Origin of the sequence: Streptomyces sp. NPDC019396, assembly GCF_040632375.1 — a bacterium.
Classification (GTDB): Bacteria; Actinomycetota; Actinomycetes; order Streptomycetales; family Streptomycetaceae; genus Streptomyces.
Genome location: NZ_JBEYBS010000013.1, coordinates 162,667 through 186,931, shown reverse-complemented (window position 1 = coordinate 186,931; position 24,265 = coordinate 162,667). Strand labels below are relative to the sequence as shown.

Below are 24,265 nucleotides of genomic sequence, written 5' to 3'. Positions count from 1 at the left end.
CGGGCGTAGCGTGGGGCGTATGACTGCGTACGGACCCTTCCCCGGCTCGCGGCCGCGACGGCTGCGTACCACCCCCGCGATGCGCCGTATGGTCGCCGAGACCCGGCTGCATCCCGCGGACCTGATCCTTCCCGCGTTCGTACGGGAGGGTGTGAACGCACCGGTGCCGATCGCCGCGATGCCCGGGGTGGTCCAGCACTCGCTGGACACCCTGCGCAAGGCCGCCGTGGAGGCACGGGAGTCCGGTGTCTCCGGGATCATGCTCTTCGGCGTGCCGGAGGATGCCAAGAAGGACGCCGCGGGGACCGCGGGCACCGACCCGGACGGGATCCTCCAGGTCGCCATCCGTGCCGTGAAGGACGAGGTCGGCGACGATCTGGTGATCATGTCGGATCTGTGCCTGGACGAGTACACCGACCACGGCCACTGCGGTGTGCTCGACGCCGAGGGCCGGGTGGACAACGACGCCACGCTGGAGCGCTACGCCGAGATGGCGCAGGTGCAGGCCGACGCGGGCGTCCATGTCGTGGGGCCCAGCGGGATGATGGACGGCCAGGTCGGTGTCGTCCGCGACGCGCTGGACACCATCGGCAAGGAGGACGTGTCGATCCTCGCCTACACCGCCAAGTACTCCTCGGCGTTCTACGGCCCGTTCCGCGAGGCGGTCGCCTCGTCCCTGAAGGGCGACCGCAAGACGTACCAGCAGGACCCGGCGAATCTGCGCGAGTCCCTGCGCGAGCTGGCGCTCGACCTGGAGGAGGGCGCCGACATGGTGATGGTCAAGCCCGCGGGGCCGTATCTGGATGTGCTGGCGCGCGTGGCGGACACGGTGGACGTGCCAGTGGCCGCGTACCAGATCTCCGGTGAGTACGCGATGGTCGAGGCCGCGGCCGAGAAGGGCTGGATCGACCGGGACAAGGCGATCCTGGAAACCCTCACCGGGATCAGGCGGGCGGGTGCGCAGATGATCCTGACGTACTGGGCGACGGAGGTCGCGCAGAAGCTCGACCGCGCCTGAGAGGGCGCAGGCCGAGCCGAGGCGGGACGCGGGCGGGAGTTCCGCGGCACGGCCCGGTGCGGACAGGAGTGCGGCGGTGGGCCGGGGGATGCCCACCGCCGCCGCCGGTTCCGGGTGATGCCGTCAGGTCGTCCCCACGCTCGGACGACACCCCCCCGGAACCGGGCTCAGAAGGTCAGCGCGTCCTGCATGTCGCTCTGCCAGTAGGAGACGGACGCGGTGGAGTCCGTGTACGTGCCCGCGGGGAGGTTCAGAGTGACGGGGTTGCCGGCCGAGCCGCCGCCGTCGCGCTGGGCGAAGTGCACCGACAGCTTCTTCGCGTCACCGCCGCCCTCGCCGTCCCCGGCCGCGCTGCTCAGGAGGATCGAGGCGTAGGCGGACTCGCCGGGGGCGAGAGTGACCACGGCCTGCGGCTTGCTGTCCTCGTTGATCTGCGTGGCGGCCTGCGCCTCGTCGAAGCGCAGCAGCGGGGCGTTGTAGGCGGAGCAGCTCTTGGTACCCGTGTTGGTGATCGTGAGCAGCATGTGGTTGACCGGGCGGGACACCTTGCTCACCACGACCCGGGTGTTGGCGGTGGTGCAGGTGGAGGAGTCGGCGCCGCCGTTGCCGCCACCGGCGTTCTGGCTGCTGCCGCCGCCGCTGGTGGTCTTGCCGGAGGCCGAGCTGCCGCTGTTGCCGGCCGAGGCGGTCGAGCCGCCCGTGCCTGCGGTGCCTGTGGTGCCTGCGGACGCCTTGGCGCCGCCGGAGCCGGCCGTGCTGGACGAGCCGGCGTTCGCCGCGCTGCCGGCGGGGACGGCGGCGCCGGCAGCGTCGTCGTTCTGGCAGGCGGTCAGGGACAGGCCCGCGACAAGGGCGGCGGTGGCGATGGCGGTGCGGGTACGGAGGGTGGTCATGGTGGAACGGCTCCCCGTTGGTCTGTTGTTGGTCTGCTGGTTTTCAGCGGTGTTTCAGGGGTGGTTGACCAGCGTGATCACGACTGCGGTGCAGAGGATCAACACGCAGGTCGCGACAACATCCGTGATGCTGACTCGGGTTCGCATGGGGTGCTCCCGGTTCGGCTGGTGCTGGACACACCATGCTGAGCGGTTGGCGGATGGGACAACCGACCAAGGACAATGGGGGACGTTGGAATGCCGAAACGGATGCTGACCAGGTGAAATACCCATCCCCTGGAACGCGTTGCCGGGATGGTGAGCGACCAGGGAAGTCGGGGTGGGACAGTGTCCAGCGGTTTCGCAGAGCAGCTGAGCGGGTTGAAGGAGCGCTCGGGGCGCAGTTACGGGGCTCTCGCGAGACAGCTGCACATGAGCACGTCCACGTTGCACCGCTACTGCAACGGCGATGCCGTGCCGACGGATTACGCACCTGTGGAGCGGCTGGCCCGGCTCTGCCGAGCGACCCCCGACGAGCTGGTCGAACTGCACCGGCAGTGGATCCTGGCCGACGCGGCGCGGGGGCGGGGCAAGGCAGTCGCCGCCGGGGCGGCCGCAGGATCCTCAGCGTCGCCCGAGCCGATTGAGTCCGCCGGGCCGACCGGGTCGGCAGAGCCCGCAGAGCCCGCTGAATCCGCTGAATCCGCCGCACCTGACCGGGCTTCCGCGCCCCTCGAGGCCGTGGACGCGAGCGCGTCCGCCGCGGTGCCCGGCGGCAAGGGGCCAGCGGCGGACGGGTCAGCCGAAGCCGAGGGAACCGGCAGAACAGCCGGAACTCCTCACTCGGGGCTGGTGGTTGTCGGGCGTACGGCCATCACACGCGAACGTGCCAGGCGTATCGCCGTCGCCACGGCCGTCGTCTGTGCCCTGGCCGTCTCCGGCGCCGTCGCGGCCGGCCAGTTGCGGGACGAGGGCGCCAAGGAGCAGGACGGCGCCGCGAAGCGGCAGCCTGCCGGGGCCGTGGCGCAATCCCCCGCCGGAAAGCCGTCCGCGTCCCGGTCGGCCTCCGCCGCACCGAGCGGCAGTGCGTCGCCGGGGGCGAAGAAGCCGAGCTCCTCCCCGTCCGGCCGCGAAGACGCGGGTGCGGGCGGCGGACCGTCGTCCGGTGAGGAGAGCGGCGGCTACGCACCGAGCGTCGGCATCAGCTCGTACAACTGGGCCGCCCCGTGCGACGAGATCTACGCCCTCGACGAGGATCCGAAGTATGTCGCTCCGCCGCCCGCTCCCCAGGAATTCCAGACCTGGGCGCGCTCCCAGAAGGCCGCACCCGCCGGCCACCTGCGGCTCCAGCTGAGCATCACGGGCAACTCGGACAAGTCGGTCGTGATCGACTCCCTGAACGTGCGTGTCGTCGGGCGGAAGGCACCCCCCGCGGACTCGAACGTCTACTCCATGGCGTTCGGCTGCGGCGGCGGTATCACCCCGCAGACCTTCGACATCGACCTGGACGACCGCGGGCCGGTGGCGACGCCTGTGGCCGGCCATGACGGCGACAGGGCCGTGCCTGCCAAGGCCTTCCCCTACAAGGTCTCCACCAGCGATCCCCAGGTCCTGAACCTCGACGTGCACACCGAGGAAAACGATGTCGAGTGGTATCTGGAGCTCGGCTGGAACAGAGGCGCCCAGAAGGAGAAGCTGATCATCAAGGACGAGGGCGGCAGGCCCTTCCGTACCAACGCCATCGCAGGGCGCAAGGTGTACGAGTACTGGGGCGACAAGCAGGAGTGGATCGCCCAGTGACGTGGTGATCATCGGCCGGTCGGCGCACCCTGAGACTGGTGGTGAGTAATAACGCTGGAGGTGATCTCTCATGGAGACGCTCACCGGATGGCATGTCGAGATGGAATTCCGCGAGGACGGCGACAAGACCAAGGCCGCCGCGATGCTCCGCCTCTCCGATGGCACGGAGGTAAGGGGCCATGGCAACGCCAGCCGTCACCCGGCCGACCCGGGGCAGCTCAGGGTCGGTGAGGAGATCGCGGGCGGCCGGGCACTCAAGGACATCGCGAGCCAGTTGCTCGGCAAGGCGCACGACGAGATAGAGGAGGCCACGGGCCGTCCGGCACACCCCCTGAGGTGACCGGACGAGTCCTCGACCACGGCGGCGGCCCCGGCGATCTCGATCGCCGGGGCCGCCCGCGCCTGTCCGTGCCCGATGCGTCAGAGACGCTCGGGGGTCCGGATGCCCAGCAGTCCCATGCCCTGGTGGAGCGTCCGCGCGGTCAGGTCGATCAGGAACAGACGGTTCTCGAAGACCTCCACCGTGTTGTCCGCACTGATCACCTGGCACTGGTCGTAGAACGTCGTCAGGTGCGTGGCGAGCTGGAACAGATACGCGGCCAGCTTGTGCGGCTCGTACGACGAGGCCACCTCGGCCAGCACCTCGCCGAACTGGTCCAGGTGCAGCCCGAGCGCACGCTCGGCCGGGGCGAGCTCCAGCTCCGGGTGGGCGGCAGGCCTCGCATCGCCCGCCTTGCGCAGGATCGACCGGATACGGGCGTACGCGTACTGGAGGTACACGGACGTGTCGCCGTTGAGCGACACCATCTGGTCCAGGTCGAACTTGTAGTCCCGCACAGCCGAGGTCGACAGGTCGGCGTACTTCACCGCGCCGATACCGACCTGCGCGCCGTTCTCCACGATCTCCTGCTCGGCGAGACCGACCTTCCCGGCCTTCTCGCGCACCACGGACGTGGCCCGCTCGATCGCCTCGTCCAGCAGGTCGACCAGCCGCACCGTCTCACCCTCACGGGTCTTGAACGGCTTGCCGTCCTTGCCGAGGACCGTGCCGAAGGCCAGCTGGACCGCCTTGACCTCGTCGTTCAGCCAGCCGGCCCGGCGGGCGGTCTCGAAGACCATCTTGAAGTGCAGCGACTGCCGGGCGTCCACCACGTACAGCAGGGTGTCGGCGCCGAGCTTCCGCACCCGGTCACGGATCGCGGACAGGTCCGTGGCCGCGTAGCCGTAGCCGCCGTTGGACTTCTGGACGATCAGCGGGACCGGATTGCCGTCCGGGCCCTTCACATCGTCGAAGAACACGCACAGTGCGCCCTCGGAGCGCACGGCGACCCCCGACTCCTCGAGGATCCGGCAGGTCTCGTCGAGCATGTCGTTGTAACCCGACTCGCCCACGACGTCGGGATCGCGGATCTCCATGTCGAGCTTGTTGAAGACCGAGTAGAAGTAGATCTTCGACTCGTCCACGAACTTCTGCCACAGGGCGAGCGTCCGCTCGTCGCCGGACTGAAGCTCGACCACCCGGCGCCGTGCACGCTCCTTGAACTCCTCGTCGGAGTCGAACAGGGCCCGCGACGCCTTGTAGAGGCGGTTCAGATTGGACATGGCCTCCGCGCCGGAGACGGCGGCCCCGTCCTCGTGGTCCAGCTCGTGCGGGTGCTCGGTCAGATACTGGATGAGCATGCCGAACTGGGTGCCCCAGTCACCGATGTGATGGCGCCGGATCACCTTCTCGCCCGTGAACTCCAGGATCTGCACCATGGCGTCGCCGATCACCGCGGAACGCAGATGGCCGACGTGCATCTCCTTGGCCACGTTCGGCTGGGCGTAGTCGATCACCGTGGTGCCGGCGCGGGGCGCGAACGGCACGCCGAGGCGGTCGTCAGCGGCCCGTGCGGCGAGGGTCTTCACGATCGCCTCGTCGGAGATCGTGATGTTCAGGAAGCCGGGTCCGGAGACCTCGATGTCCTTCAGCATGTCGCCGGCCGGGATCGCGTCGACGACCTTGGCCGCCAGCTCGCGCGGATTGCCCTTCAGCCTCTTGGCGAGCGCCAGGATGCCGTTGGCCTGGAAGTCGGCCCGGTCGCTTCGTCGCAGCAGGGGGTCGACGGAGCCGGCTTCCGGCAGGGCTGCCGAAAGGGCGTCCGTGAGGCGCTGCTGCACGGTCGAAGCGAGGGAAGGGACCGAGGCCATGAGCTTCCGTTCCTGTCGGTGGGTGGCCGGCGGTATCGGGCCGGTGACTAAATGGATAGTCAAGTGTCCCACGGTGGAGCAACCTGTTTCTCCCGCCCTCACGATGCCTGTGGACAACCCACGGGCGGAGAACAGGCGCGGCGATCGGGAGCCTGTGGACAACCAAGGGGTTCACTGTTTCGTCTGGGAGAATGGCTGGCGCCGGCCTCGACGGAATTCCGGCTCAAGATCAAGAACAGACCCGCACCAGCCCCACCAAGCATTCGCCCGAGCATTCAAGGACGTGCCGATCGTGGCTCAGAGCAGCACCGAGACCGACTGGGTCTCCCGTTTCGCGGACGATGTCATCGCCGAGTCGGAACGGCGTGCGCCCGGGAAACCGGTCGTCGTTGCCTCTGGCCTGTCCCCATCGGGCCCCGTCCACCTGGGCAATCTGCGTGAGGTCATGACCCCGCACCTGGTCGCGGACGAGGTCCGCCGGCGCGGGTACGAGGTCCGCCATCTCATCTCCTGGGACGACTACGACCGCTACCGCAAGGTCCCGGCCGGTGTCCCGGGCGTCGACGACTCCTGGGCCGAGCACATCGGCAAGCCGCTGACCTCGGTGCCCGCCCCCAAGGGCTCGCCGTACGCGAACTGGGCCGAGCATTTCAAGGCCGCGATGGTCGAGTCGCTCGCCGAGCTGGGCGTGGAGTACGACCCGATCAGCCAGACCGAGCAGTACACCTCGGGTGCCTACCGCGAGCAGATCCTGCACGCGATGAAGCAGCGCGGCGTGATCGACGGGATCCTCGACCAGTACCGCACCAAGGGAAAGGCCCCCGGGAAGAAGCAGCAGCAGAAGCCGGTGGACGAGGCCGAGCTGGAGGCCGCCGAGGGCTCCGGAGCGGCCAGCGAGGACGACGGCAGCGGCGGCTCCGGCGGCTACTTCCCGTACAAGCCGTACTGCGGCAACTGCGAGAAGGACCTGACCGCCGTCACCTCGTACATCGACGCGTCGACCGAGCTGACGTACTCCTGCACGGCCTGCGGCTTCTCCGAGACGGTCCGGCTGAGCGAGTTCAACCGCGGCAAGCTGGTCTGGAAGGTCGACTGGCCGATGCGCTGGGCCTACGAGGGCGTGATCTTCGAGCCCAGTGGTGTCGACCACTCCTCGCCCGGGTCGTCCTTCGTCGTGGGCGGCCAGATCGTCCGTGAGATCTTCGACGGAGTCCAGCCGATCGGCCCCATGTACGCCTTCGTGGGGATCTCCGGGATGGCGAAGATGTCGTCGTCCCGCGGTGGTGTGCCGACGCCCGCCGACGCGCTGAAGATCATGGAGGCGCCGTTGCTGCGCTGGCTGTACGCGCGCCGCAGGCCCAACCAGTCCTTCAAGATCGCCTTCGACCAGGAGATCCAGCGCCTCTACGACGAGTGGGACAAGCTGGAGAGCAAGGTCGCGGACGGCTCGGTGCTTCCGGCCGACGCCGCGGCGCATTCCCGCGCGGTCCGTACCGCCGCGGGCGAGCTGCCGCGCACCCCGCGCCCGCTGCCGTACCGCACGCTCGCCTCGGTCGTCGACGTCACGGCCGGCCATGACGAGCAGACCCTGCGGATCCTCAGCGAGCTCGACCCGGCGAACCCGCTGAGCTCCCTGGACAGCGTCCGTCCCCGCCTCGACCGCGCCGAGAACTGGATCACCACCCAGGTCCCGGCCGACGCCCGCACCATCGTCCGCTCCGAGCCCGACACCGAGCTGCTGGGCTCGCTGGACGACGAGGGCCGGGAGTCGCTGCGGCTGCTGCTGGAGGGCCTGGACTCGCACTGGTCCCTCGACGGCCTCACCACGCTGGTCTACGGCGTCCCGAAGGTCATGGCGGGCCTGGAGCCGGACGCCAAGCCCACCCCGGAGCTGAAGGGCGCCCAGCGCTCCTTCTTCGCCCTGCTCTACCGCCTGCTCGTCAGCCGCGAGACCGGCCCCCGGCTGCCGACGCTGCTGCTCGCCGTGGGCGCAGACGGGGTGCGCAAGCTGCTCGGATCCTGACGCCCGGCGCATGACGCCGAAGGGCCCTCACCAGCGCCGGTACATGGCGCGGGTGAGGGCCCTTCGCTGTCTGTCCTGTCGGTGACTGACCGGCCGGGCGGCTGACAAGCCGGCCCGGCCGGGGGCCTACGCGATGTGGTCTTCCATCAGCTCGCTGTTGAGGCGGGCGGTGAACCGCTCGTGGTACTGGTTCAGCTCGCGGGCCGGGAGGCGCAGCCCGTACGCGGCCTCGACGTTCGACCCGAAGGCGCCGGGCGTCGGCATGCCCTCACCCTCTATCGACTGCCGGAAGACCTGGTACAGGTTCTCCTCCGAAGGCAGCGCCTCCTGCACGCCCTCACCCAGGGGCCGCATCCCGCCTGCCCCGTTCGGCACCTGGAACCGCGGCTCCGGCTCGCCCACCAGAGCCTGCACAGGCTCGGACACGGGTCCGGGCCCGGGCTCCGCGGCGCGCTGCTGGGGAACGGGGATCTGCTGCGGCTGCTTCTCGTACCAGGCTTCGTACTCCGGGCCCGGGACGTAGGTGGGCGCTTCGTAGGTCGGGTCGTAGCCGCCCTGGTACTCCACGTTCTGCGGAGTGGCGAACCACTGGCTCTGCCCCTGCTCGGCGGGCGGCATCGTCGCTTGCTGTTGCTGTTGCTGTTGCTGTTGCTGTTGGGCCTGCGCCTGCAACGGGCCCTGGGTCTGCGCCTGGGGAGCCCGGGTGGGCTCCAGCTCCGGCGCGGGAGCCGGGCTCGGCGGTAGCAGCACGGGGTCGATCCCGGCCGCCGCCAGCCCGGACGGAGCCGTCTCGGCCAGCGGCACACCGTAGCGGGCGAGCCTCAGCGGCATCAGTGCCTCGACCGGGGCCTTGCGCCGCCAGGCCCGTCCGAACCGGGCCTGGAGCCGCGCCTGGTAGATCAGCCGCTCCTGTTCCAGCTTGATGACCTGGTCGTACGAGCGCAGCTCCCACAGCTTCATCCGCCGCCACAGCCGGAACGTGGGCACCGGCGAGAGCAGCCAGCGGGTGAGCCGCACGCCCTCCATGTGCTTGTCGGCCGTGATGTCCGCGATCCGGCCGACCGCGTGCCGGGCGGCCTCCACCGAGACCACGAACAGCACCGGGATGACGGCGTGCATACCGACGCCCAGCGGATCGGGCCATGCCGCGGCGCCGTTGAAGGCGATCGTGGCGGCCGTCAGCAGCCACGCGGTCTGGCGCAGCAGCGGGAAGGGGATGCGGATCCAGGTCAGCAGGAGGTCGAGCGCGAGCAGCACGCAGATGCCCGCGTCGATGCCGATCGGGAAGACCAGGGAGAAGTCGCCGAACCCTTTTTTCTCGGCGAGTTCGCGTACGGCGGCGTACGACCCCGCGAAGCCGATCCCGGCGATCATCACCGCACCGGCCACGACGACGCCGATCAGTATCCGGTGCGTGCGTGTCAGCTGCATCGCGGCCACCCGCGATCCCCTCCCGTATCCAGCCCGATATCCAGTTCCGGACCGCAGTCCGTGCCGGCGCCCGACCCCGGGCGGAGCCTGATTCCGGCCGAGCCTGTGCCGGCCCGGCCGCCGACCGGGCCCCGGTGCGCCGCAGACGCGGGCCAAGCCTGGCACACGTTTGCGGAACCCGGGCCTCCGGGGAGGTGATCCGGGTCACAGCGACCGGGGCGCCGGTTACGGCGCCATGCGCGGTGTGGCTACTTGTTGGCCGTGGCGATCGCGGTGGCGGCTTCCTTGGCCGCCGTCACCGCGTCCTTCATGAGCGCGGTGGCGTCCGGGGTCTTGGCCCCGGCGTAACCGGCCCCGTTGTACCCGACCGTGACCACGACGTTTCCGGCGCGGGCCACGATGGTCGCGTACTTGAAGGTCTCGTCCGTCTTCTTCAGGTCGAAGGCGATCGCGGTCGCCTCGTCGCCGACCCCCGAGGCGGGCGACTTCCTGACCTTCTTGGCGCCCTCGGTGGCCGCGGTCTTGGTGACCTCCTTCTGGAAGGCATCCCGGGCGCGCTGCTCACCGCTGCCGAGGCTCGCGTCGGATTCGTAGCGGAGGAAGGAGACGTCGAGCCAGCGGTAGTTCGAGCCCTTGACTCCCTTGTCCTCCAGGCCGTTCCATGAGCAGCCGCCGCGGACGCCGGTATCGCTGGAGTTGCCCGCCGTGCCGGCCTTGTTCTTGACCTTGGGCACCAGCTCCTGGACCGTCTTGGTGCTGAGCGCCTTGCAGGGCTCGGGCAGCTTGGCGTACTTCGCCGGTGCGACGGACGCGGCGGGCTTCTGGGAGGTGGAGGACTCCTGGGGCGAGCTGCCGGTGGAATTGCCCGGCTTGTCGGCCTTGTCCTGGGTGTCCGAGTCCGAGGAGCAGCCGGCGACGACGAGCATCACCGGGACGGCGGCGCAGGCGAGTATGCGGGTGAGTCGCGGGGCTGATCGGTGCATGGTTCCTTCAGTCGTGAGTCGTACGGTCCGCCGGTGCGGGCCGGCGGGTCGGCCGCTCCGGAGCCTTCGTTCTTCGGTCCTTACGGTCTTCGGTCGGCCACGGTACGCCGAACACGTTACGTGGGCGGGGGTGTCCGGGAAGATCGGCACCTGGTGCCGAGCGCCTCGATCCGCACCCCGCGCGGGGGTGTACCGGCGGGTCAGTCGTTGAAGCGCTCGGCCAGATTCTGGGCCAGGGCCTGCGCCTTTTCCTGGAGTTCCCTGCTGTCCGGCGCCTCGGTGATGAGGCTCGGCTGCTCGGCGTACTCGACGGTGACGATCACATTGGATGTGCGGAACACCACGCTCACCGTGCGGCGCTGGGCGGTGGAACCGGACCGTGCGAGGACGTCGTCGATGAACGCCGCGTCGCCGAGCCCGTCGAGCTGGCGGGGCTCGAGCCCGTCGGGCGTGACCGAGGCGGAGGGGCTGCCCTGGGCGCCGGAGGCCGAGGGTGAGCCGGTTGTGCCCGTGGAGCTCGCGACGGTGCCGGGGGTGCCCGATGCCGTGCTGCCCGCGGGGCTCGGGGAGCCGCTCGGGGTCCCGGACTGGCCCGCCTTCTCGTCCTGCGGGTCGGCGGCGGGCGCCGGGAGCTGCGCAGCCTCCTGCTTGCGGGCGTAGACCGCCTGCGCCTGGTCGTCGTCGCTGACGGCCGGGTCGTACGACACGACGCGCTCGACATCGATCCGCAGCCGGTGCGAGGCGTTCGCTCCGTCGGCCTTCCAGCTGCATCCGGCCCGGCGATCCGTGTCGTAGGTGACGGCGGCCGTGCCCCGGAAGACCTTCTCCTGCTGGTCCTCCGGCAGCTCGGCGGCGCCGGGGAGTATGTCCTTGAGGGTGGCCGGTGGGACCGCACCGCAGGGCTCGTACAGCGTGCGGTACCTGCCGGGGGGTGCGGCGGAGCCGGCGGAGCCGCCCGGCTTGGTGTCGTCGCCCGAGCCGCTGTCGCCGGAACCCGAGGAACAGCCGGCGACGAGCACGGCGAGCAGCGCCGCCATGGCGGGTACGTACGCCTTTGCCGCCTTGCGCTGCACGGTGCCGCTCCTCTTCTGCCTCTTCTGCCGCGGGGCCTGTCGTGCCTGCCGCAGGGCCCGCCGCGGGAAAACTGTTTGCCGCCCACTGCGGGTCGGTGGACACAATGTGTATCGCACGCGCAGCTGTGAACGCCGGTCGTCCATCCTCTTTGCCGACCTTGGCGACAGATTTGCGTTTTCAGGCTTTTCGGGGGAATTGAGTAGTTATGTCGTATGTAGAGGTGCCCGGAGCGAAGGTCCCGATCCGGATGTGGACGGACCCGGCCACGGTCGAGGACGTCGCGATGCAGCAGCTTCGCAATGTCGCCACGCTGCCCTGGATCAAGGGCCTCGCGGTCATGCCCGACGTCCACTACGGCAAGGGGGCCACGGTCGGCTCGGTGATCGCGATGCGCGGAGCCGTCTGCCCGGCGGCGGTCGGTGTCGACATCGGCTGCGGTATGTCGGCGGTGAAGACCTCGCTGACCGCGAACGACCTGCCCGGCGACCTGTCCCGGCTGCGCTCCAAGATCGAGCAGGCCATCCCGGTCGGCCGCGGAATGCACGACGAGCCCGTGGACCCGGGCCGTGTGTACGGGTTCCCCACGAGCGGTTTCGGCGACTTCTGGTCCCGCTTCGACTACGTGGCCGACGCCGTGAAGTTCCGACGGGAGCGGGCGACCAAGCAGATGGGCACGCTCGGCGCGGGAAACCACTTCGTGGAGTTCTGTGTCGACGAGAGCGGGTCCGTGTGGCTGATGCTGCACTCCGGTTCGCGCAACATCGGCAAGGAGCTGGCCGAGCACCACATCGGCGAGGCCCAGAGGCTCCCGCACAACCAGGGTCTGATCGACCGCGACCTCGCGGTGTTCGTCGCGGACACCCCGCAGATGGCGGCCTACCGCAACGACCTCTTCTGGGCGCAGGAGTACGCACGCTACAACCGCGCCGTCATGATGGGCCTGTTCCAGGAGGTCGTCCGCCGGGAGTTCCGGAAGGCGCGGGTGACCTTCGAGACGGTCATCTCCTGCCACCACAACTACGTGGCGGAGGAGCGGTACGAGGGCATGGACTTGCTGGTGACCCGTAAGGGCGCGATCCGGGCCGGGTCCGGGGACTTCGGGATCATCCCGGGCTCCATGGGCACGGGCTCGTACATCGTGAAGGGTCTCGGGAACGAGCAGTCATTCAACTCCGCCTCCCACGGCGCCGGTCGCAGGATGAGCCGCAACGCGGCGAAGCGGCGCTTCTCGACCCGGGACCTGGAGGAGCAGACGCAGGGTGTGGAGTGCCGTAAGGACTCGGGTGTGGTGGATGAGATCCCGGGGGCGTACAAGCCCATCGAGAAGGTCATCGACCAGCAGCGGGACCTGGTGGAGGTCGTGGCCAAGCTGAAGCAGCTCATCTGCGTGAAGGGCTGAGGGGCCCAGGAGGGGCGGTGCGGCCTCAGCCGCCCGCCGTCCCACCACCGCCCGTGGCTACGCCGCCGTTCGGCCTGGACTCGGAGAACGGGGGCGTGTCCTGGCGGCAGCGCGTCCCGGTCGGCGGGAGGGTGCCGTCGACGAGGAAGTGGCTCACGTGCGCGTTGACGCAGCCGCTGGGGTTGAGCAGGGCGGTGTGCCCGTAACCGTCGAGGGTGAGCAGGCGGGCGTCGGCCAGTGCCGTGGCCATCGCCTGTGCGCCCCAGTAGGTGGTCGCGGGGTCGTAGGTGGTACCGACCACCAGGACTGGGTGAGCGGTCGGCTTGTTCCACGGCCCGCGGTAGCTGTTGGCTGCGACCGCCGGCCAGGTGGCACACGGCTCCGCGGCCCAGGTCCAGAAGCGTCCCGCGTCACCCGTGCGCAGGGCGCTGGCCTCCTCCAGTGAGTGGTAGACCCCCGGGTCACGTGGGTTGGGGCTGTCGGAGCAGAGCACGGCAGCCGCCTGTTCGTCGGCCAGGTACGGATCCGGATCGCGGATCGGTGGCGCGGGCGGGGGCTCGGCGGGCTGCGGGGCGCGGCCGAGCCACAGCTCCTGGAGTCGTCCGGCGAGGTCCGCCCACCCGGGGTGGACGACATAGAGACTGCTGACCGCGTCACCGGCCGTGCGGCCGTAGGTCCATGGGCCGACGGGTCGCTCCCGCAGTCGCCGCATCAACCGGTCGAACTTGTCGCGGGTCGCCTGGGGCCTGCCTGCGGAGAAGGCGCAGTGCGCGGTGGTGGTGGATCCGCACAGGGCGAGGAAGCGGTCCAGGATCGCCGCCGCGCTGCGGTCCGAGCCCATGCGCAGGAAGGTCGTGAGCCGGGGGGAGCCGCTCGCGTCGTCCGTCCAGGCCCGCGGGTCCACGTTGCTGTCGAGGACCATCGCGCGGACCCTGTCCGGGAAGAGGTTGGCGTAGGTCGCGCCCAGGTACGTGCCGTACGAGATCCCGAGGTAGCTGAGCTGCGGTTCGCCCACCGCCTGGCGGAGCCGGTCGAGGTCTTGGGCCGTGTCGGCGGTCGACACATGGCGCAGCAATTCGGGGTCGCGCTGCCGGCAGCGGCGGGCCAGATCCTCGTATGCGGCGATCCAGGCCTTGCGCTGCTGTTCCCCCACCGGGAATCCCGCCGGTTTGCCCGCCATCCACGCCTTGGCGTCCGCCGGACGCGCGAAGCAGTTCACTGCGGTGCTGCTGCCGATCCCGCGGGGGTCCCAGCTGACGATGTCGAACCGCTCCCGCACCTCGCGCGGGAAGGTGTCGTACATCTGTGGCATCTGCACGGTGCCCGGGCCGCCCGGGCCGCCGGGGTTGAAGAACAGGGTGCCGATCCGCCGCCCCCCGGGGCCAGTCGCCTTCCGTCTCACGACTGCCAGCTCGACGGTGCGCCCGCTGGGGTCGCCGTAGTCCAGCGGCAGTTTCGCGGTGGCGCAGTCGTACGGGCTGCCTTGGGTACAGGGCTGCCAGTCCAGCTTCGGAGCGGACGTCGGAGGCGTAGGCGTGCCGCCGCCTCCCGTGGTCATCGAGCAGGTGAGGACTGCGGCGGTGAGGGCGGCTATCGGCCCGGATATGTGCATACCTCGTCCCCTCGCTGCGGGTCGTGACTGCCCGTCAACGACACCGTGGTCCGGCGAGGCGCGCGAGCGGGGTACGGCCGAATGGCCTCGCCGACACCTGTCGCAGACGGTGGCGGTGTGACACTGACCGTTACCGGGTGGCGACTGTGACGGAAAGCGCTGGTGTGGACGCTCGTGGCGCTGCTCGTGCTGGTGGCGCCGCGGGAGGCGCTGGTCTCCGTGGTGATCGTGGTCGGACTGCTGCTCGGGGGCGGGCTGTTCTTCCTGATCCTGATGGTTTTCGACCGGGAGGCGCTGGAGACGGAGCCGGGGGATGCGAGCGCCTTCAAGCACTGACGGGTGGAGCCGGGCCGACCGCGCCGGACCCGTATTTCGGCCAGATCTGTGATGCGTGGGTGGATCGGAGTTTCAGCGCCCGCATGTCGGCGAGCCGAAGAGGAACAGCGAAGAGGCCGCGAACGGCAGTGAATGATCGCGACCGCTCGCGGACGACAGCGACGTGGAGGAGGACCTTCCCGTGGAGCGCGAGAACTGGCGGCATGACGCCGCATGTCTCGATGAGGACCCCGACCTGTTCTTCCCGATCGGAAACAGCGGCCCGGCGCTGTTCCAGGCCGAGGAGGCCAAGACCGTCTGCCGCGCCTGCCCGGTGCGGGAGGAGTGTCTGGCGTGGGCCATGGAGTACGGCCAGGACTCCGGGGTGTGGGGTGGCCTCACCGAGGACGAGCGCCGTGCCCTCAAGCGCCGTATGGCCCGGCGGAAGTCGAGGGCGGGGGCGGTGCGCAGCGGGCACTGAGCAGGCCTCGGCCGCTGTGCGCCGGGCCCTCCGGGTCCCCGGGGCGCAAGCTCGCCCGGACGGGACCTACGGCTCCCGGTGGATCTTGGTGTTGGAGGCCTGGGCGCGGGGACGGACGATGAGCAGGTCGATGTTGACGTGGGAGGGCCGGCTGACGGCCCAGCCGATGGTGTCGGCCACATCCTCGGCGGTGAGGGGCGCGGCCACTCCCGCGTAGACCTTCGCGGCCCTGTCGGTGTCGCCCCCGAAGCGGGTCGTGGCGAATTCCTCGGTCTTCACCAGCCCGGGGGCGATCTCGATGACGCGGACCGGAGTGCCGACGATCTCCAGGCGGAGCGTCTCGGCGAGTACATGGGCGCCGTGCTTGGCGGCGACATAACCGCCGCCCCCCTCGTAGGTGCCGTGGCCTGCGGTGGAGGACAGCACGACGACGGTGCCGTCGCCGCTGGCGGTGAGGGCCGGGAGCAGGGCCTGGGTGACATGGAGCGTGCCCAGCACGTTCATGTCGTACATCCGCCGCCAGTCAGCGGGGTCGCCGGTCGCCACCGGATCGGCGCCGAGTGCTCCGCCGGCGTTGTTCACCAGCACCTTGACCGGGTGCCCCGCGCCATCGAGGGACGCGGCGAACGCGTCGACGGCGGTGCGGTCGGTGACGTCCAGGGCGTAGGGCGTGGCCTGGTGGCCGGCCTCGGTGATCTCGGCGGCGAGGGCCTCGATCCGGTCCTTGCGCCGGGCGGTGAGGTACACGTGATACCCCTCAGCGGCCAGCGCTCGCGCGGTGGCGGCGCCGATGCCGCTGCTCGCTCCGGTGACGACGGCGATGGGCGCGGCGGTCATGACGGCTCCTCGGGCAGGTGATCGAACCAGTGGCCAAAGGTCAGGATAGGCGGACCGCGGGAACCGAGGCCCGCGCTGGATCACCTTGATCGCCTGGGACGCGCCGGATCGATGGATGATCAGCTTGAAGCAGGACTGATCGGTATCTTTCGGTCATGCGGGTCGTGCGGGTGGTACTCAGAAGTCTGGTCGTGGCGTCCGTCGCGGTGGCGACGGTGATCCCGGCCGGGAGCGTCAGTGCGGGTCCGGTGGTCGCAGCACCGGCGCCGCTGGTGGAGGCGGCGGACACGCAGGCCGCTCTGGAGGCCGATACGGCGCACCACGGGCATGCCGTGCTGTGGGACGGACTGCTCGACATCTGGCTGGAGAGCGAGAACCACGGCCCGGACGCGGTGTCCGACATGACCGTGGAGCTGACCTTCTCGGCGCCGCCGCAGCCCGACGCGTCGCTGCCGGACGACTGCCTGCGGGGTGGCCACCGGACGATCCTCTGCCGTGCGGGGGAGCTGAGAGCCGCCAGTACGGGACGGGGACGTGCGCTTCGGCTGCGGTTCGCGGGGAAACCGGCGGAGGTCGTCATCGCCGTGGCCACGGCGTGGAACGGCGGCGCGGCGGACCGCAACCATCCGAACGACCGGCACACCGTGCTGGTGCCGGCGACCGGTGATGCCTACGCCTTCTGAGGCGGCCTTCGGACCCGAGGGCACACGGCTCGACGTGTCCCCTGCGCCGGCGGCTACGCGACCGGGTCCCCGAACTCCCGCAGGGCACTCTCGACGATCGCCTCCAGCCGTGAGTGGTGCGCTCCGCGCCAGTACACGCGCTCGCAGGCCCTGCATTGCGCGAAGACGTCGTACGAGCGCTGCGTGCCCTGTTCGAGCTGGTGCTCGACGGTCTCCTTGTCGGTGTCCGCGAGCTCGCCGTTGCAGGCCGTGCAGCGGGTCCACGGCGCGAGAGAGGGCGCGAAGCGCTGCAGGACGTCCCGGAGCTGGTCATCGGGGCGGTCGCTGTAGACGTAGGCACCGGCCCACAGCTCCCTCCGCCGCAGCAGCCCGCGGTCCCGGGACAGCAGCACGCGCTGCTCCCGTGCCGAGAGTGCGGCCAGCGCCGGATCACCGAGGTCCTCGCTCTCGTAGGCCGCGTCGACACCGAGCAGCCGCAGGCGCCGTGCGAGCGTGCCGAGATGCACATCGAGCAGGAAGCGCAGCGGCGCCCCTGGGACGCGCTGCGGTCGCTCGACGCCGAGCACCTCGACGCGCTCGCCGGTGGCCGGGATGTGCGAGACCTGGACCTGGACGCCGTCCACGAGCAGCCGCCCGGCCTCGGTGAGCGGCACACCGAGTGACTCGACGACATGGCCCAGCGTGGAGGAGCCGTCCGTGGCGAGCGTGGTCCGCCCGTCACGGCGCTCTGCCGCGACGAACAGCCGCAGCTCGGGGGCGAAGCTGATGTGGATCTCCGGTCCGTTCACGCCGTCAGGATGCCACTGGACGCGCGGACCGTTCCACGCGTTTCCGAGCGCATGAGCGACGCCGACGCGGCCTTACGCGGCCTCCGTGAGGTCGAGGCGCCAGTTGTTACCGCGCATGGGCCGCCCCGGCGGGTATTCGAACGAGCACTCGCCCAGCAGTGCGAAGCCCGCCTTCCGGCACACGGCGTTCGACGGGCCGTTCTCCACCGACGGGAACGCGTGCAGATAGCGGTGCCGCCCGCCCGCCCTGGCGTGCCCGGCGACCGCGAGGGTCGCCGCCGTGGCTATGCCCCGCCCCTGGAAGCCCGGCAGGACGGTCCAGCCCGTCTCGTAGACGTCCGCTCCGTCCCAGTGCGACTCCCAGAAACCGATCACGCCGACGGCCTCGCCGGTCTCGGCCAGTACCACCCGGAACATGTGTCCGGCACCGCTCCCGTCCGCGCTCAGGGCCAGATAGCGCCGATGCCGGTCGGCCAGCTTCTCGTCCGACTCCGGGCCGCCGAGATGGGCCGTCGACTCCGGTGCGTTCGCCGCCTGGAGCAGGGCGAAGTCCCCGTCCGACCAAAGCTCGAGGCGTACCACGGCTGTTTCGCTCACCATGTCACGACCGTACGCCCCGGGTCTGACACCCGGCGGGGCGTGGAACGCGCCCTCACGTCGGTGACTGCGCCGCGTGTGCCGAGTACGCCGTCGGCGGCACTCCGACCGTGGCCGTGAAGTCCCGTACGAGATGGGCCTGGTCGCTGTAGCCGAGCTCGGCCGCCAGCGCGGCCCAGTCCGGCTCGGCACCGGCTCCGCCGCCCTCCGCTTCCGCGCGTTCGAGCGCTTCGTGGATGCGGTAGCGCAGGATGACCCACTTCGGTCCGACGCCGACATAGGCGGCGAAGAGCCGCTGGAGGGTGCGCGGTGACACCCCTTCCGCGGCGGCGAGCTGGGAGACCCGCCGGACCGTGCGGTCGGTGCGGGCCAGCTCGACCAGCGCCATCGCGCGCTCGGCCCCCGGCTCGGGCACCGGCCCGTGCGCGAGCAGGAACGCGTCCAGCGCCGCGACCCGTCCGTCCTCGTCGTCGGGGCCGACCACGGCCAGGGCCGCGGCGTGCGCGGGTCCGGACACGGCGTGCGCCGACCCCGGGGCCCCAGGTGCCGTGAACGCCTCGTCAACCGGCACCCGGCGCCCCGTCCAGTCCGAGACCGGCCGCCCCGGCGCGAACGGCCGGAAGCCCCCGGGCCGGAACTGCACTCCGCACACCCGCCCGCGCCCCGCCAGCTTCTTGGTGAAGAGCTCCAGGCCGACCCCCGCGACCTCGCCCCATGGCTCCTCGTCCCCGTAGCGCTGGAACACGACGTTCACCGACGGGTGCGGCACCACGTGGGAGGCGTAGGGCTCGGCGAGGTCCCAGTCGATGAGCCAGTAGTGCTCCAGATAGGGCCGCAGGGGAGCGGCGGGCTCGCGGCGCCGGAACCGCACCCGCGTGAAGAGCTCGGGGGCGTCCACGATGCCCAGGGTGTCGCGCCGCGGGCCGGCACCGGCGCCCGTCCGCCCTTCCGGGCCTGCTTGTGCTTCCGGTCCCGTCCGCGCTTCCGGTCCCGCCTGCGCTCCCGGGCCGGGCTGTGCCCCCTGGCCCGTCCGCGCTCCCGCACCCGGCCGGCTCCGTGGCTCGCTGCTGCGCCCCATGGCCGGATCCTATGTCGCGTTTGTTCAAGACGCCGGGCGTGCGCGGCTGCCAGCGTCAGGGCCATGAAGCCCGTGAAACCCGCGAAATCCATCAGTGAACTGCTTGCCGCCACCACCGCTCGCGCCATGCCCGTGGTGCGGGGAGTGGAAGCCGGCGACCTCGCCGCCCCGACTCCCTGCGCCGATTACGACGTGCGCGACCTGGTGAACCACCTGCTCCATGTGATCGTCAACTTCCAGGCACTGGCCGCCAAGCAGGACTCCGACTTCTCCACCACGCCCGACCGGGTCTCCGCCGCAGGTGAGGACGCCGGCTGGCAGGAGCTGTTCACCCGGGAGACCGACCGCCTGGTGGCGGCATGGGCGGAGCCCGGGGCGGAGGAGGGCTCCACGGGCACGCTGGGGCTTCCGGCCAGGACCGTCGGGCACATGGTGCTCGGTGATCTGACCGTGCACATCTGGGATCTCGCGCGGGCGACCGGTCAGGCGTATGAACCCGATCCGGATGTGGTCGCCGAACTGGGGCCGGCGCTCGATGACATGGCGCCGATGGCACGGAAGTGGGAGGCGTTCGGGGAACCGGCCGATGTGCCGGACGACGCGTCCCCGTTCGAGCGGCTGCTCGCGACTACGGGGCGTGACCCGCGGTGGAGCCCCGCCCGCTGACGACGCCCTCGGAGGCGGCACGGGAGCTTGCCGCCTCCGGCTGCGGGCCCGCGTACAGCGGCGCGAGCCGTGTGTACGCGTCGGTGACGATCTCCTCGGCGTCGACCAGCATCTCCCGTTCCGCCAGCCGGGCGGCAGCATGCGTGTACGGCGAGGGCGGCGCCGGATGCCGGCGCCGCCACCAGCTGTCGCACACCGCGTAGATTCCGCTGGCGCACACCGTCAGCGGAATGCACAGGACCAGCAGCAGATCGCCCATGCCGGACCTCCTCGTGTCTTTGCGCTCTTGCCTTCGCGCGCTTGCGCCTGCCCTACATCCGGGCCATCGGCAGAGATGCCGCCTGGCTCAAATAGGTTCACCGCCCAAAAACATGTCCGGATGGTGCGATCGGCTGTCGGGCGTCAGTCCGCAGCGCCCCGGCGGCCCCTGCGCGACCGCCGTCATGGACAAGGCGCCGCCTGTCAGCGAGGGTGGCGGGGGAAAGACCCCCGTCCGCATGGAGCCAACCTTGTCGATGATGCGCAACCTCCGGCGAGCCGTACGCCGTGCGTACCGAAAGACCGTCGACCTCAGCCACCCGGCCCGCTCGCCGCTCGGCAGCTCCGTCGTCAACTGCGTGGGGTACTCGGACGGGGTACGGCAGGCCGGCAGCTGCCCCGCCGAGGAGGCTCTGCGCCGCGTACGCAAGGAGAACAGCGCCACACCCGGCAGCAACAGCTTCGTCTGGATCGGGCTCCACGAGCCCACACACGACGAATTCGCCTCGGTCGCCGAGCTGTTCGGCCTGCACCCGCTCACCGTCGAGGACGCCGTCAACCCGCACCGCCGCGCCAAGGTCGTCCCGTACGACGACACGCTGCTCGCTGTGTTCAAGACCGTCTCCTACGCGGAGCACGACCAGTTGACCGCCACCAGCCAGGTCGTGGAGACGGGCGAGATCACCGTGATCACCGGCCGGGAATTCGTCATCACCATCCGCTACGGACGCCATGGCTCCCTGGGCCCGCTGCGCGAGGCCCTGGAGACCATGCCCGACCAACTGGCCAAGGGTCCCTCGTCCGTACTGCACGCGGTGGCCGACTTCGTCGTGGACGAGTACGTCGTCGTCGCCGACGCCGTCCAGGACGACATAGAAGCGGTCGAGCTGGCCGTCTTCGCCGAACACGCGGGCCGCGGCGAGACCGGCCGCGGCGAGGCGGGTCGCATCTACCAGCTCAAGCGCGAACTGCTGGAGTTCAAGCGGGCGATGAGCCCCCTGAACCGCCCGCTGGAAGGCCTCGCCACCCAGCCGGCCTCGGTCATCGCCCCGGAGATCCGCCCCTACTTCCGCGACGTGGCCGACCATCTGGCCCGCGCCGTCGAGCAGATCAACGGCTTCGACTCGCTGCTCGACTCGATCCTCCAGGCGCACCTGGCGCAGATGACCGTCGCCCAGAACGAGGACATGCGCAAGATCACCGCCTGGGCGGCGATCGTGGCGGTGCCGACGATGGTCTGCGGGATCTACGGAATGAACTTCGACCACATGCCCGAGCTGCGCTGGACCTACAGCTACCCGGTCGTCCTCGGCGTCATCGCCGTCGCCTGCTTCGTGATCTACCGCGGATTCCGCCGCAACGGCTGGCTCTGACCTCGTGCCGCCGTGCCGGACTCAGCCCGGTGTGGTCAGGGCCACACCAGGCAGTAGGGCTGGTGCCCCGCCTCATGCAGACGATGGCTGAAATCCTGCCATTCGTGCAGCAGCTGGTACACGTTGAACGCGTCCCGCGGGCCCCCGCGGTCCGGGACCGTCGACCAGATGAAGGCGGCCGCGCCCACGGTCTCCTCGCCGATGTCGCGCAGGGGGTCGACGACCGTCATGGGGAGCTTGACCACCGCGTAATCGGGGTGCAGGACCACCAGCTCGAGGGGTGGCACCTTGTTCAGGGGCATTCCCTGGATACCCGTGAGTACCATCGCGGCTATCGTCTCGGGCTTGATCTTGCTGAACATCCCGCCCATGCCGAGCTCGTCGCCGCCGAGCTCCTCCGGGCGCATCGAAATGGGCACACGGGCGGCCGTGGCGCCGTCGGGGGCGCCGAAGTATCTGTATGTCACCCCCATACCTCGGCCACTCCTGCTCTGTACGGGCTCGCGCGTGCTCTCGACGGGCTCGGGTGCCCCGTGCCGCCGGTGCTTCCCCCGCCGGGCAGGCTCGGGACCCAGGTCGTCGGTTCCCTCGCCCAGTCCGCCACCGCGATGCATATCTCCACCCGACTGCTTTTTATGACGCACAGCGCAGGCCGCGCAACCCGATCATCGTGACAGTGACCTCCCCCACGGACGTGTGGTGAAACACCTGTCCGCAAGAACGCCGGGGGCCTCTGACACCATGGATTCCGTGAGCTTTCCCTATGACGCCCCAGTTTCGCAGACGCTTTTCGACCGCGCGTCCCTCGTGACGCCCGGCGGCGTGAACTCTCCGGTCCGCGCCTTCCGAGCCGTGGGCGGTACGCCCCGGTTCATGGTGTCCGGTACTGGTCCGTACCTGACCGACGCGGACGGTCGTGAATATGTCGATCTTGTCTGCTCCTGGGGGCCGATGATCCTCGGCCATGCCCACCCGGAGGTCATCGCCGCAGTTCAGGCGGCCGTGGCCCGTGGTACCTCGTTCGGTACACCGGGGGAGGGCGAGGTCGCCCTCGCCGAGGAGATCGTGGCCCGGGTCGCACCGGTCGAGCAGGTGCGGCTCGTCTCTTCCGGCACCGAGGCGACGATGTCGGCGATCCGGCTCGCCCGCGGTTTCACCGGGCGCGCCAAGGTGGTCAAGTTCGCCGGGTGCTACCACGGCCACGTGGACGCGCTGCTGGCCGCGGCGGGTTCCGGGGTCGCCACCTTCGCGCTTCCCGACACTCCCGGCGTCACCGGCGCGCAGGCCGGGGACACCATCGTGCTCCCGTACAACGATCTGGAATCGGTTCGCGCGGCCTTCGCCGCGCACCCGGGCGAGATCGCCTGTGTGATCACCGAGGCCTCGCCGGGCAACATGGGCGTGGTCCCGCCGCTGCCCGGCTTCAACCAGGGGCTGAAGGACCTGTCCGCCGAGAACGGCGCCCTGTACATCTCCGACGAGGTCATGACCGGTTTCCGCACCTCGAAGGCCGGCTGGTACGGCGTCGACGGGGTCGTGCCGGACCTGATGACCTTCGGCAAGGTCATGGGCGGCGGCTTCCCGGCCGCCGCCTTCGGCGGCCGTGCCGATGTGATGGGCCACCTCGCCCCGGCCGGGCCGGTCTACCAGGCCGGCACCCTCTCCGGGAACCCGGTCGCCACCGCCGCCGGCCTCGCCCAGCTGCGGCTCCTCGACGACGCGGCGTACGAGAAGGTCGACACGGCCTCCCGCCGGATCCAGGCCCTCGTCGCCGAGGCGCTCACCAAGGAGGGCGTGGCGCACCGGCTCCAGACCGCGAGCAACATGTTCTCGGTCTTCTTCACCGCGCACGAGGTGCGTGACTACGACGATGCCCGGAAGCAGGAGGCGTTCCGCTTCAACGCCTTCTTCCATTCGATGCTGTCGCAGGGCGTGTACCTCCCGCCGTCCGCCTTCGAGTCCTGGTTCGTTTCGGCCGTCCATGACGACGCCGCGATCGAGCGGATCGCCGCGGCGCTCCCGGCCGCCGCCCGCGCCGCCGCGGAGGCCACCGCATGAGCAGCACGGACATCCATACGGATATGACCGTGGTTCATCTCATGCGCCACGGAGAAGTCCACAACCCGGACGGTGTGCTCTACGGCCGCAAGCCGGGCTACCACCTCTCCGACCTGGGCCGGCGGATGGCCGACCGGGTGGCCGAGCACCTGGCGGACCGGGACATCACCTATGTGGTCGCCTCCCCGCTGGAGCGGGCGCAGGAGACCGCCGCGCCGGTCGCCAAGTCCCATGGTCTGACCCTGGACACCGACGAGCGGCTGATCGAGGCCGCGAACGTCTTCGAGGGCAAGACCTTCGGCGTCGGCGACGGCGCGCTGCGCAAGCCGGGCAACTGGAAGCACCTCACCAATCCGTTCCGGCCGTCCTGGGGCGAGCCCTACCTGGAGCAGGTGGACCGGATGATGGCGGCGCTGGAGTCGGCCCGCGACGCGGCCCGCGGCCATGAGGCGGTCCTCGTCAGCCACCAGCTGCCGATCTGGACAGTGCGCAGCCATGTGGAGCGCCGCCGCCTCTGGCACGACCCGCGCCGCAGGCAGTGCACGCTGGCCTCGCTCACCAGTTTCACCTTCCACGGCGACGCGATCGTCTCCGTGGGCTACTCCGAGCCTGCCCGTGATCTCGTACCGGCCCATCTGCTCGCCGGTGCCAAACCCGTGAAGGGAAAGTCAAAAGCCTTTGGTGCGTAGCGATACGGTCACCTGACGCATTTGCGCAGGGGTCCAGGGA

General features: G+C 70.4%; 24 protein-coding genes. 12 read left to right on the top strand and 12 right to left on the bottom strand.

Annotation, left to right across the window (positions count from 1 at the left end):
- Positions 1 to 19: 19 nt before the first annotated feature.
- Positions 20 to 1,018: a porphobilinogen synthase gene (gene hemB, locus ABZ532_RS17650; RefSeq protein WP_361283637.1), complete on the top strand. Its 999-nt coding sequence runs from the start codon at positions 20 to 22 to the stop codon at positions 1,016 to 1,018.
- Between the two features lie 167 nt (positions 1,019 to 1,185).
- Here hemB and ABZ532_RS17645 read toward each other — a convergent pair whose 3' ends face one another.
- The gene (locus tag ABZ532_RS17645) at positions 1,186 to 1,911 is read right to left on the bottom strand and encodes a DUF4232 domain-containing protein (RefSeq protein ID WP_361283634.1); all 726 of its coding nucleotides are present in this window, start codon (positions 1,909 to 1,911) and stop codon (positions 1,186 to 1,188) included.
- A 294-nt stretch (positions 1,912 to 2,205) separates the two neighbouring features.
- Here ABZ532_RS17645 and ABZ532_RS17640 point away from each other — a divergent pair, with 294 nt between their 5' ends.
- Positions 2,206 to 3,690, top strand: coding sequence for a helix-turn-helix domain-containing protein (locus ABZ532_RS17640; RefSeq protein ID WP_361283631.1), 1,485 nt, complete (start codon positions 2,206 to 2,208; stop codon positions 3,688 to 3,690).
- Positions 3,691 to 3,760: 70 nt separating this feature from the next.
- Positions 3,761 to 4,030: a DUF1876 domain-containing protein gene (locus ABZ532_RS17635; RefSeq protein ID WP_361283628.1), complete on the top strand. Its 270-nt coding sequence runs from the start codon at positions 3,761 to 3,763 to the stop codon at positions 4,028 to 4,030.
- Between the two features lie 80 nt (positions 4,031 to 4,110).
- Here ABZ532_RS17635 and argS read toward each other — a convergent pair whose 3' ends face one another.
- Entirely contained in the window at positions 4,111 to 5,880 is a 1,770-nt protein-coding gene (gene argS, locus ABZ532_RS17630; protein ID WP_361283625.1) for an arginine--tRNA ligase, read from the bottom strand.
- Between the two features lie 283 nt (positions 5,881 to 6,163).
- Between argS and lysS the strand changes: the two genes are divergently transcribed.
- Positions 6,164 to 7,903, top strand: a complete 1,740-nt coding sequence (gene lysS, locus ABZ532_RS17625) for a lysine--tRNA ligase (RefSeq protein WP_361283622.1) — start codon at positions 6,164 to 6,166, stop codon at positions 7,901 to 7,903.
- 126 nt (positions 7,904 to 8,029) lie between these two features.
- Here the strand turns inward: lysS and ABZ532_RS17620 are convergent, their stop codons facing one another.
- The 3 genes from ABZ532_RS17620 to ABZ532_RS17610 all read right to left on the bottom strand — a co-directional run bounded on the left by ABZ532_RS17620 (position 8,030) and on the right by ABZ532_RS17610 (position 11,354).
- The gene (locus ABZ532_RS17620; RefSeq protein WP_361283619.1) at positions 8,030 to 9,334 is read right to left on the bottom strand and encodes a DUF2637 domain-containing protein; all 1,305 of its coding nucleotides are present in this window, start codon (positions 9,332 to 9,334) and stop codon (positions 8,030 to 8,032) included.
- 248 nt (positions 9,335 to 9,582) lie between these two features.
- Positions 9,583 to 10,317, bottom strand: a complete 735-nt coding sequence (locus ABZ532_RS17615; protein WP_361283616.1) for a DUF3558 domain-containing protein — start codon at positions 10,315 to 10,317, stop codon at positions 9,583 to 9,585.
- 200 nt (positions 10,318 to 10,517) lie between these two features.
- Positions 10,518 to 11,354, bottom strand: a complete 837-nt coding sequence (locus ABZ532_RS17610) for a DUF3558 domain-containing protein (RefSeq protein WP_361283723.1) — start codon at positions 11,352 to 11,354, stop codon at positions 10,518 to 10,520.
- 242 nt (positions 11,355 to 11,596) lie between these two features.
- Between ABZ532_RS17610 and ABZ532_RS17605 the strand changes: the two genes are divergently transcribed.
- Positions 11,597 to 12,790, top strand: coding sequence for an RtcB family protein (locus ABZ532_RS17605; RefSeq protein WP_361283613.1), 1,194 nt, complete (start codon positions 11,597 to 11,599; stop codon positions 12,788 to 12,790).
- 25 nt (positions 12,791 to 12,815) lie between these two features.
- On the opposite strand, the gene ABZ532_RS17600 is transcribed toward ABZ532_RS17605, so the two are convergent.
- The gene (locus ABZ532_RS17600; RefSeq protein ID WP_361283610.1) at positions 12,816 to 14,402 is read right to left on the bottom strand and encodes an alpha/beta hydrolase; all 1,587 of its coding nucleotides are present in this window, start codon (positions 14,400 to 14,402) and stop codon (positions 12,816 to 12,818) included.
- Positions 14,403 to 14,564: 162 nt separating this feature from the next.
- Between ABZ532_RS17600 and ABZ532_RS17595 the strand changes: the two genes are divergently transcribed.
- Together ABZ532_RS17595 and ABZ532_RS17590 are read left to right on the top strand one after the other, a co-directional pair.
- Positions 14,565 to 14,738 carry a hypothetical protein gene (locus ABZ532_RS17595; protein ID WP_361283607.1) on the top strand — a complete coding sequence of 58 codons (174 nt, stop codon included), beginning with the start codon at positions 14,565 to 14,567 and terminating at the stop codon, positions 14,736 to 14,738.
- A gap of 181 nt (positions 14,739 to 14,919) precedes the next feature.
- Complete coding sequence (locus ABZ532_RS17590; RefSeq protein ID WP_361283604.1) at positions 14,920 to 15,198, top strand: WhiB family transcriptional regulator; 279 nt, start codon at positions 14,920 to 14,922, stop codon at positions 15,196 to 15,198.
- Positions 15,199 to 15,264: 66 nt separating this feature from the next.
- On the opposite strand, the gene ABZ532_RS17585 is transcribed toward ABZ532_RS17590, so the two are convergent.
- Positions 15,265 to 16,035 (bottom strand): SDR family oxidoreductase, encoded by a 771-nt coding sequence (locus tag ABZ532_RS17585; protein ID WP_361283601.1) that lies wholly within the window; start codon positions 16,033 to 16,035, stop codon positions 15,265 to 15,267.
- A gap of 155 nt (positions 16,036 to 16,190) precedes the next feature.
- On the opposite strand from ABZ532_RS17585, the gene ABZ532_RS17580 reads away from it, so the two are divergent.
- Positions 16,191 to 16,718, top strand: a complete 528-nt coding sequence (locus ABZ532_RS17580; protein WP_361283598.1) for a hypothetical protein — start codon at positions 16,191 to 16,193, stop codon at positions 16,716 to 16,718.
- A gap of 53 nt (positions 16,719 to 16,771) precedes the next feature.
- On the opposite strand, the gene ABZ532_RS17575 is transcribed toward ABZ532_RS17580, so the two are convergent.
- The 3 genes from ABZ532_RS17575 to ABZ532_RS17565 form a co-directional block, all read right to left on the bottom strand.
- Positions 16,772 to 17,506: a Mut7-C RNAse domain-containing protein gene (locus ABZ532_RS17575; RefSeq protein ID WP_361283595.1), complete on the bottom strand. Its 735-nt coding sequence runs from the start codon at positions 17,504 to 17,506 to the stop codon at positions 16,772 to 16,774.
- A 72-nt stretch (positions 17,507 to 17,578) separates the two neighbouring features.
- Positions 17,579 to 18,106: a GNAT family N-acetyltransferase gene (locus tag ABZ532_RS17570; RefSeq protein WP_361283592.1), complete on the bottom strand. Its 528-nt coding sequence runs from the start codon at positions 18,104 to 18,106 to the stop codon at positions 17,579 to 17,581.
- A gap of 52 nt (positions 18,107 to 18,158) precedes the next feature.
- Complete coding sequence (locus ABZ532_RS17565) at positions 18,159 to 19,001, bottom strand: helix-turn-helix domain-containing protein (protein ID WP_361283589.1); 843 nt, start codon at positions 18,999 to 19,001, stop codon at positions 18,159 to 18,161.
- Between the two features lie 243 nt (positions 19,002 to 19,244).
- Between ABZ532_RS17565 and ABZ532_RS17560 the strand changes: the two genes are divergently transcribed.
- Positions 19,245 to 19,847, top strand: a complete 603-nt coding sequence (locus tag ABZ532_RS17560) for a TIGR03086 family metal-binding protein (RefSeq protein ID WP_361283586.1) — start codon at positions 19,245 to 19,247, stop codon at positions 19,845 to 19,847.
- Here ABZ532_RS17560 and ABZ532_RS17555 read toward each other — a convergent pair.
- A complete protein-coding gene (locus ABZ532_RS17555) occupies positions 19,810 to 20,106 on the bottom strand; it encodes a hypothetical protein (RefSeq protein ID WP_361283583.1) in 297 nt (98 codons plus the stop codon). The two genes, ABZ532_RS17560 and ABZ532_RS17555, sit on opposite strands and share 38 nt — an antisense overlap.
- Positions 20,107 to 20,362: 256 nt before the next feature.
- Here ABZ532_RS17555 and ABZ532_RS17550 point away from each other — a divergent pair, with 256 nt between their 5' ends.
- Entirely contained in the window at positions 20,363 to 21,478 is a 1,116-nt protein-coding gene (locus ABZ532_RS17550) for a magnesium and cobalt transport protein CorA (RefSeq protein ID WP_361283720.1), read from the top strand.
- Positions 21,479 to 21,513: 35 nt separating this feature from the next.
- On the opposite strand, the gene ABZ532_RS17545 is transcribed toward ABZ532_RS17550, so the two are convergent.
- A complete protein-coding gene (locus tag ABZ532_RS17545; protein ID WP_361283581.1) occupies positions 21,514 to 22,092 on the bottom strand; it encodes a hypothetical protein in 579 nt (192 codons plus the stop codon).
- 127 nt (positions 22,093 to 22,219) lie between these two features.
- Here ABZ532_RS17545 and hemL point away from each other — a divergent pair, with 127 nt between their 5' ends.
- On the top strand, positions 22,220 to 23,536 hold the full coding sequence (gene hemL / locus ABZ532_RS17540) for a glutamate-1-semialdehyde 2,1-aminomutase (RefSeq protein WP_361283578.1): 1,317 nt from the start codon (positions 22,220 to 22,222) through the stop codon (positions 23,534 to 23,536).
- Positions 23,533 to 24,225 carry a histidine phosphatase family protein gene (locus ABZ532_RS17535; protein WP_361283575.1) on the top strand — a complete coding sequence of 231 codons (693 nt, stop codon included), beginning with the start codon at positions 23,533 to 23,535 and terminating at the stop codon, positions 24,223 to 24,225. The genes hemL and ABZ532_RS17535 overlap by 4 nt, the downstream gene beginning before the upstream one ends.
- The last annotated feature ends 40 nt before the right edge of the window (positions 24,226 to 24,265 follow it).

Coding starts and splice junctions, on each gene's coding strand:
- hemB (WP_361283637.1), top strand. CDS start 20: ATGACTGCGTACGGACCCTTCCCCGGCTCGCGGCCGCGACGGCTGCGT.
- ABZ532_RS17645 (WP_361283634.1), bottom strand. CDS start 1,911: ATGACCACCCTCCGTACCCGCACCGCCATCGCCACCGCCGCCCTTGTC.
- ABZ532_RS17640 (WP_361283631.1), top strand. CDS start 2,206: ATGGTGAGCGACCAGGGAAGTCGGGGTGGGACAGTGTCCAGCGGTTTC.
- ABZ532_RS17635 (WP_361283628.1), top strand. CDS start 3,761: ATGGAGACGCTCACCGGATGGCATGTCGAGATGGAATTCCGCGAGGAC.
- argS (WP_361283625.1), bottom strand. CDS start 5,880: ATGGCCTCGGTCCCTTCCCTCGCTTCGACCGTGCAGCAGCGCCTCACG.
- ABZ532_RS17620 (WP_361283619.1), bottom strand. CDS start 9,334: ATGCAGCTGACACGCACGCACCGGATACTGATCGGCGTCGTCGTGGCC.
- ABZ532_RS17615 (WP_361283616.1), bottom strand. CDS start 10,317: ATGCACCGATCAGCCCCGCGACTCACCCGCATACTCGCCTGCGCCGCC.
- ABZ532_RS17610 (WP_361283723.1), bottom strand. CDS start 11,354: ATGGCGGCGCTGCTCGCCGTGCTCGTCGCCGGCTGTTCCTCGGGTTCC.
- ABZ532_RS17605 (WP_361283613.1), top strand. CDS start 11,597: ATGTCGTATGTAGAGGTGCCCGGAGCGAAGGTCCCGATCCGGATGTGG.
- ABZ532_RS17600 (WP_361283610.1), bottom strand. CDS start 14,402: ATGCACATATCCGGGCCGATAGCCGCCCTCACCGCCGCAGTCCTCACC.
- ABZ532_RS17585 (WP_361283601.1), bottom strand. CDS start 16,035: ATGACCGCCGCGCCCATCGCCGTCGTCACCGGAGCGAGCAGCGGCATC.
- ABZ532_RS17580 (WP_361283598.1), top strand. CDS start 16,191: ATGCGGGTCGTGCGGGTGGTACTCAGAAGTCTGGTCGTGGCGTCCGTC.
- ABZ532_RS17570 (WP_361283592.1), bottom strand. CDS start 18,106: ATGGTGAGCGAAACAGCCGTGGTACGCCTCGAGCTTTGGTCGGACGGG.
- ABZ532_RS17560 (WP_361283586.1), top strand. CDS start 19,245: ATGAAGCCCGTGAAACCCGCGAAATCCATCAGTGAACTGCTTGCCGCC.
- ABZ532_RS17555 (WP_361283583.1), bottom strand. CDS start 20,106: ATGGGCGATCTGCTGCTGGTCCTGTGCATTCCGCTGACGGTGTGCGCC.
- ABZ532_RS17550 (WP_361283720.1), top strand. CDS start 20,363: ATGATGCGCAACCTCCGGCGAGCCGTACGCCGTGCGTACCGAAAGACC.
- ABZ532_RS17545 (WP_361283581.1), bottom strand. CDS start 22,092: ATGCATCGCGGTGGCGGACTGGGCGAGGGAACCGACGACCTGGGTCCC.
- hemL (WP_361283578.1), top strand. CDS start 22,220: ATGGATTCCGTGAGCTTTCCCTATGACGCCCCAGTTTCGCAGACGCTT.
- ABZ532_RS17535 (WP_361283575.1), top strand. CDS start 23,533: ATGAGCAGCACGGACATCCATACGGATATGACCGTGGTTCATCTCATG.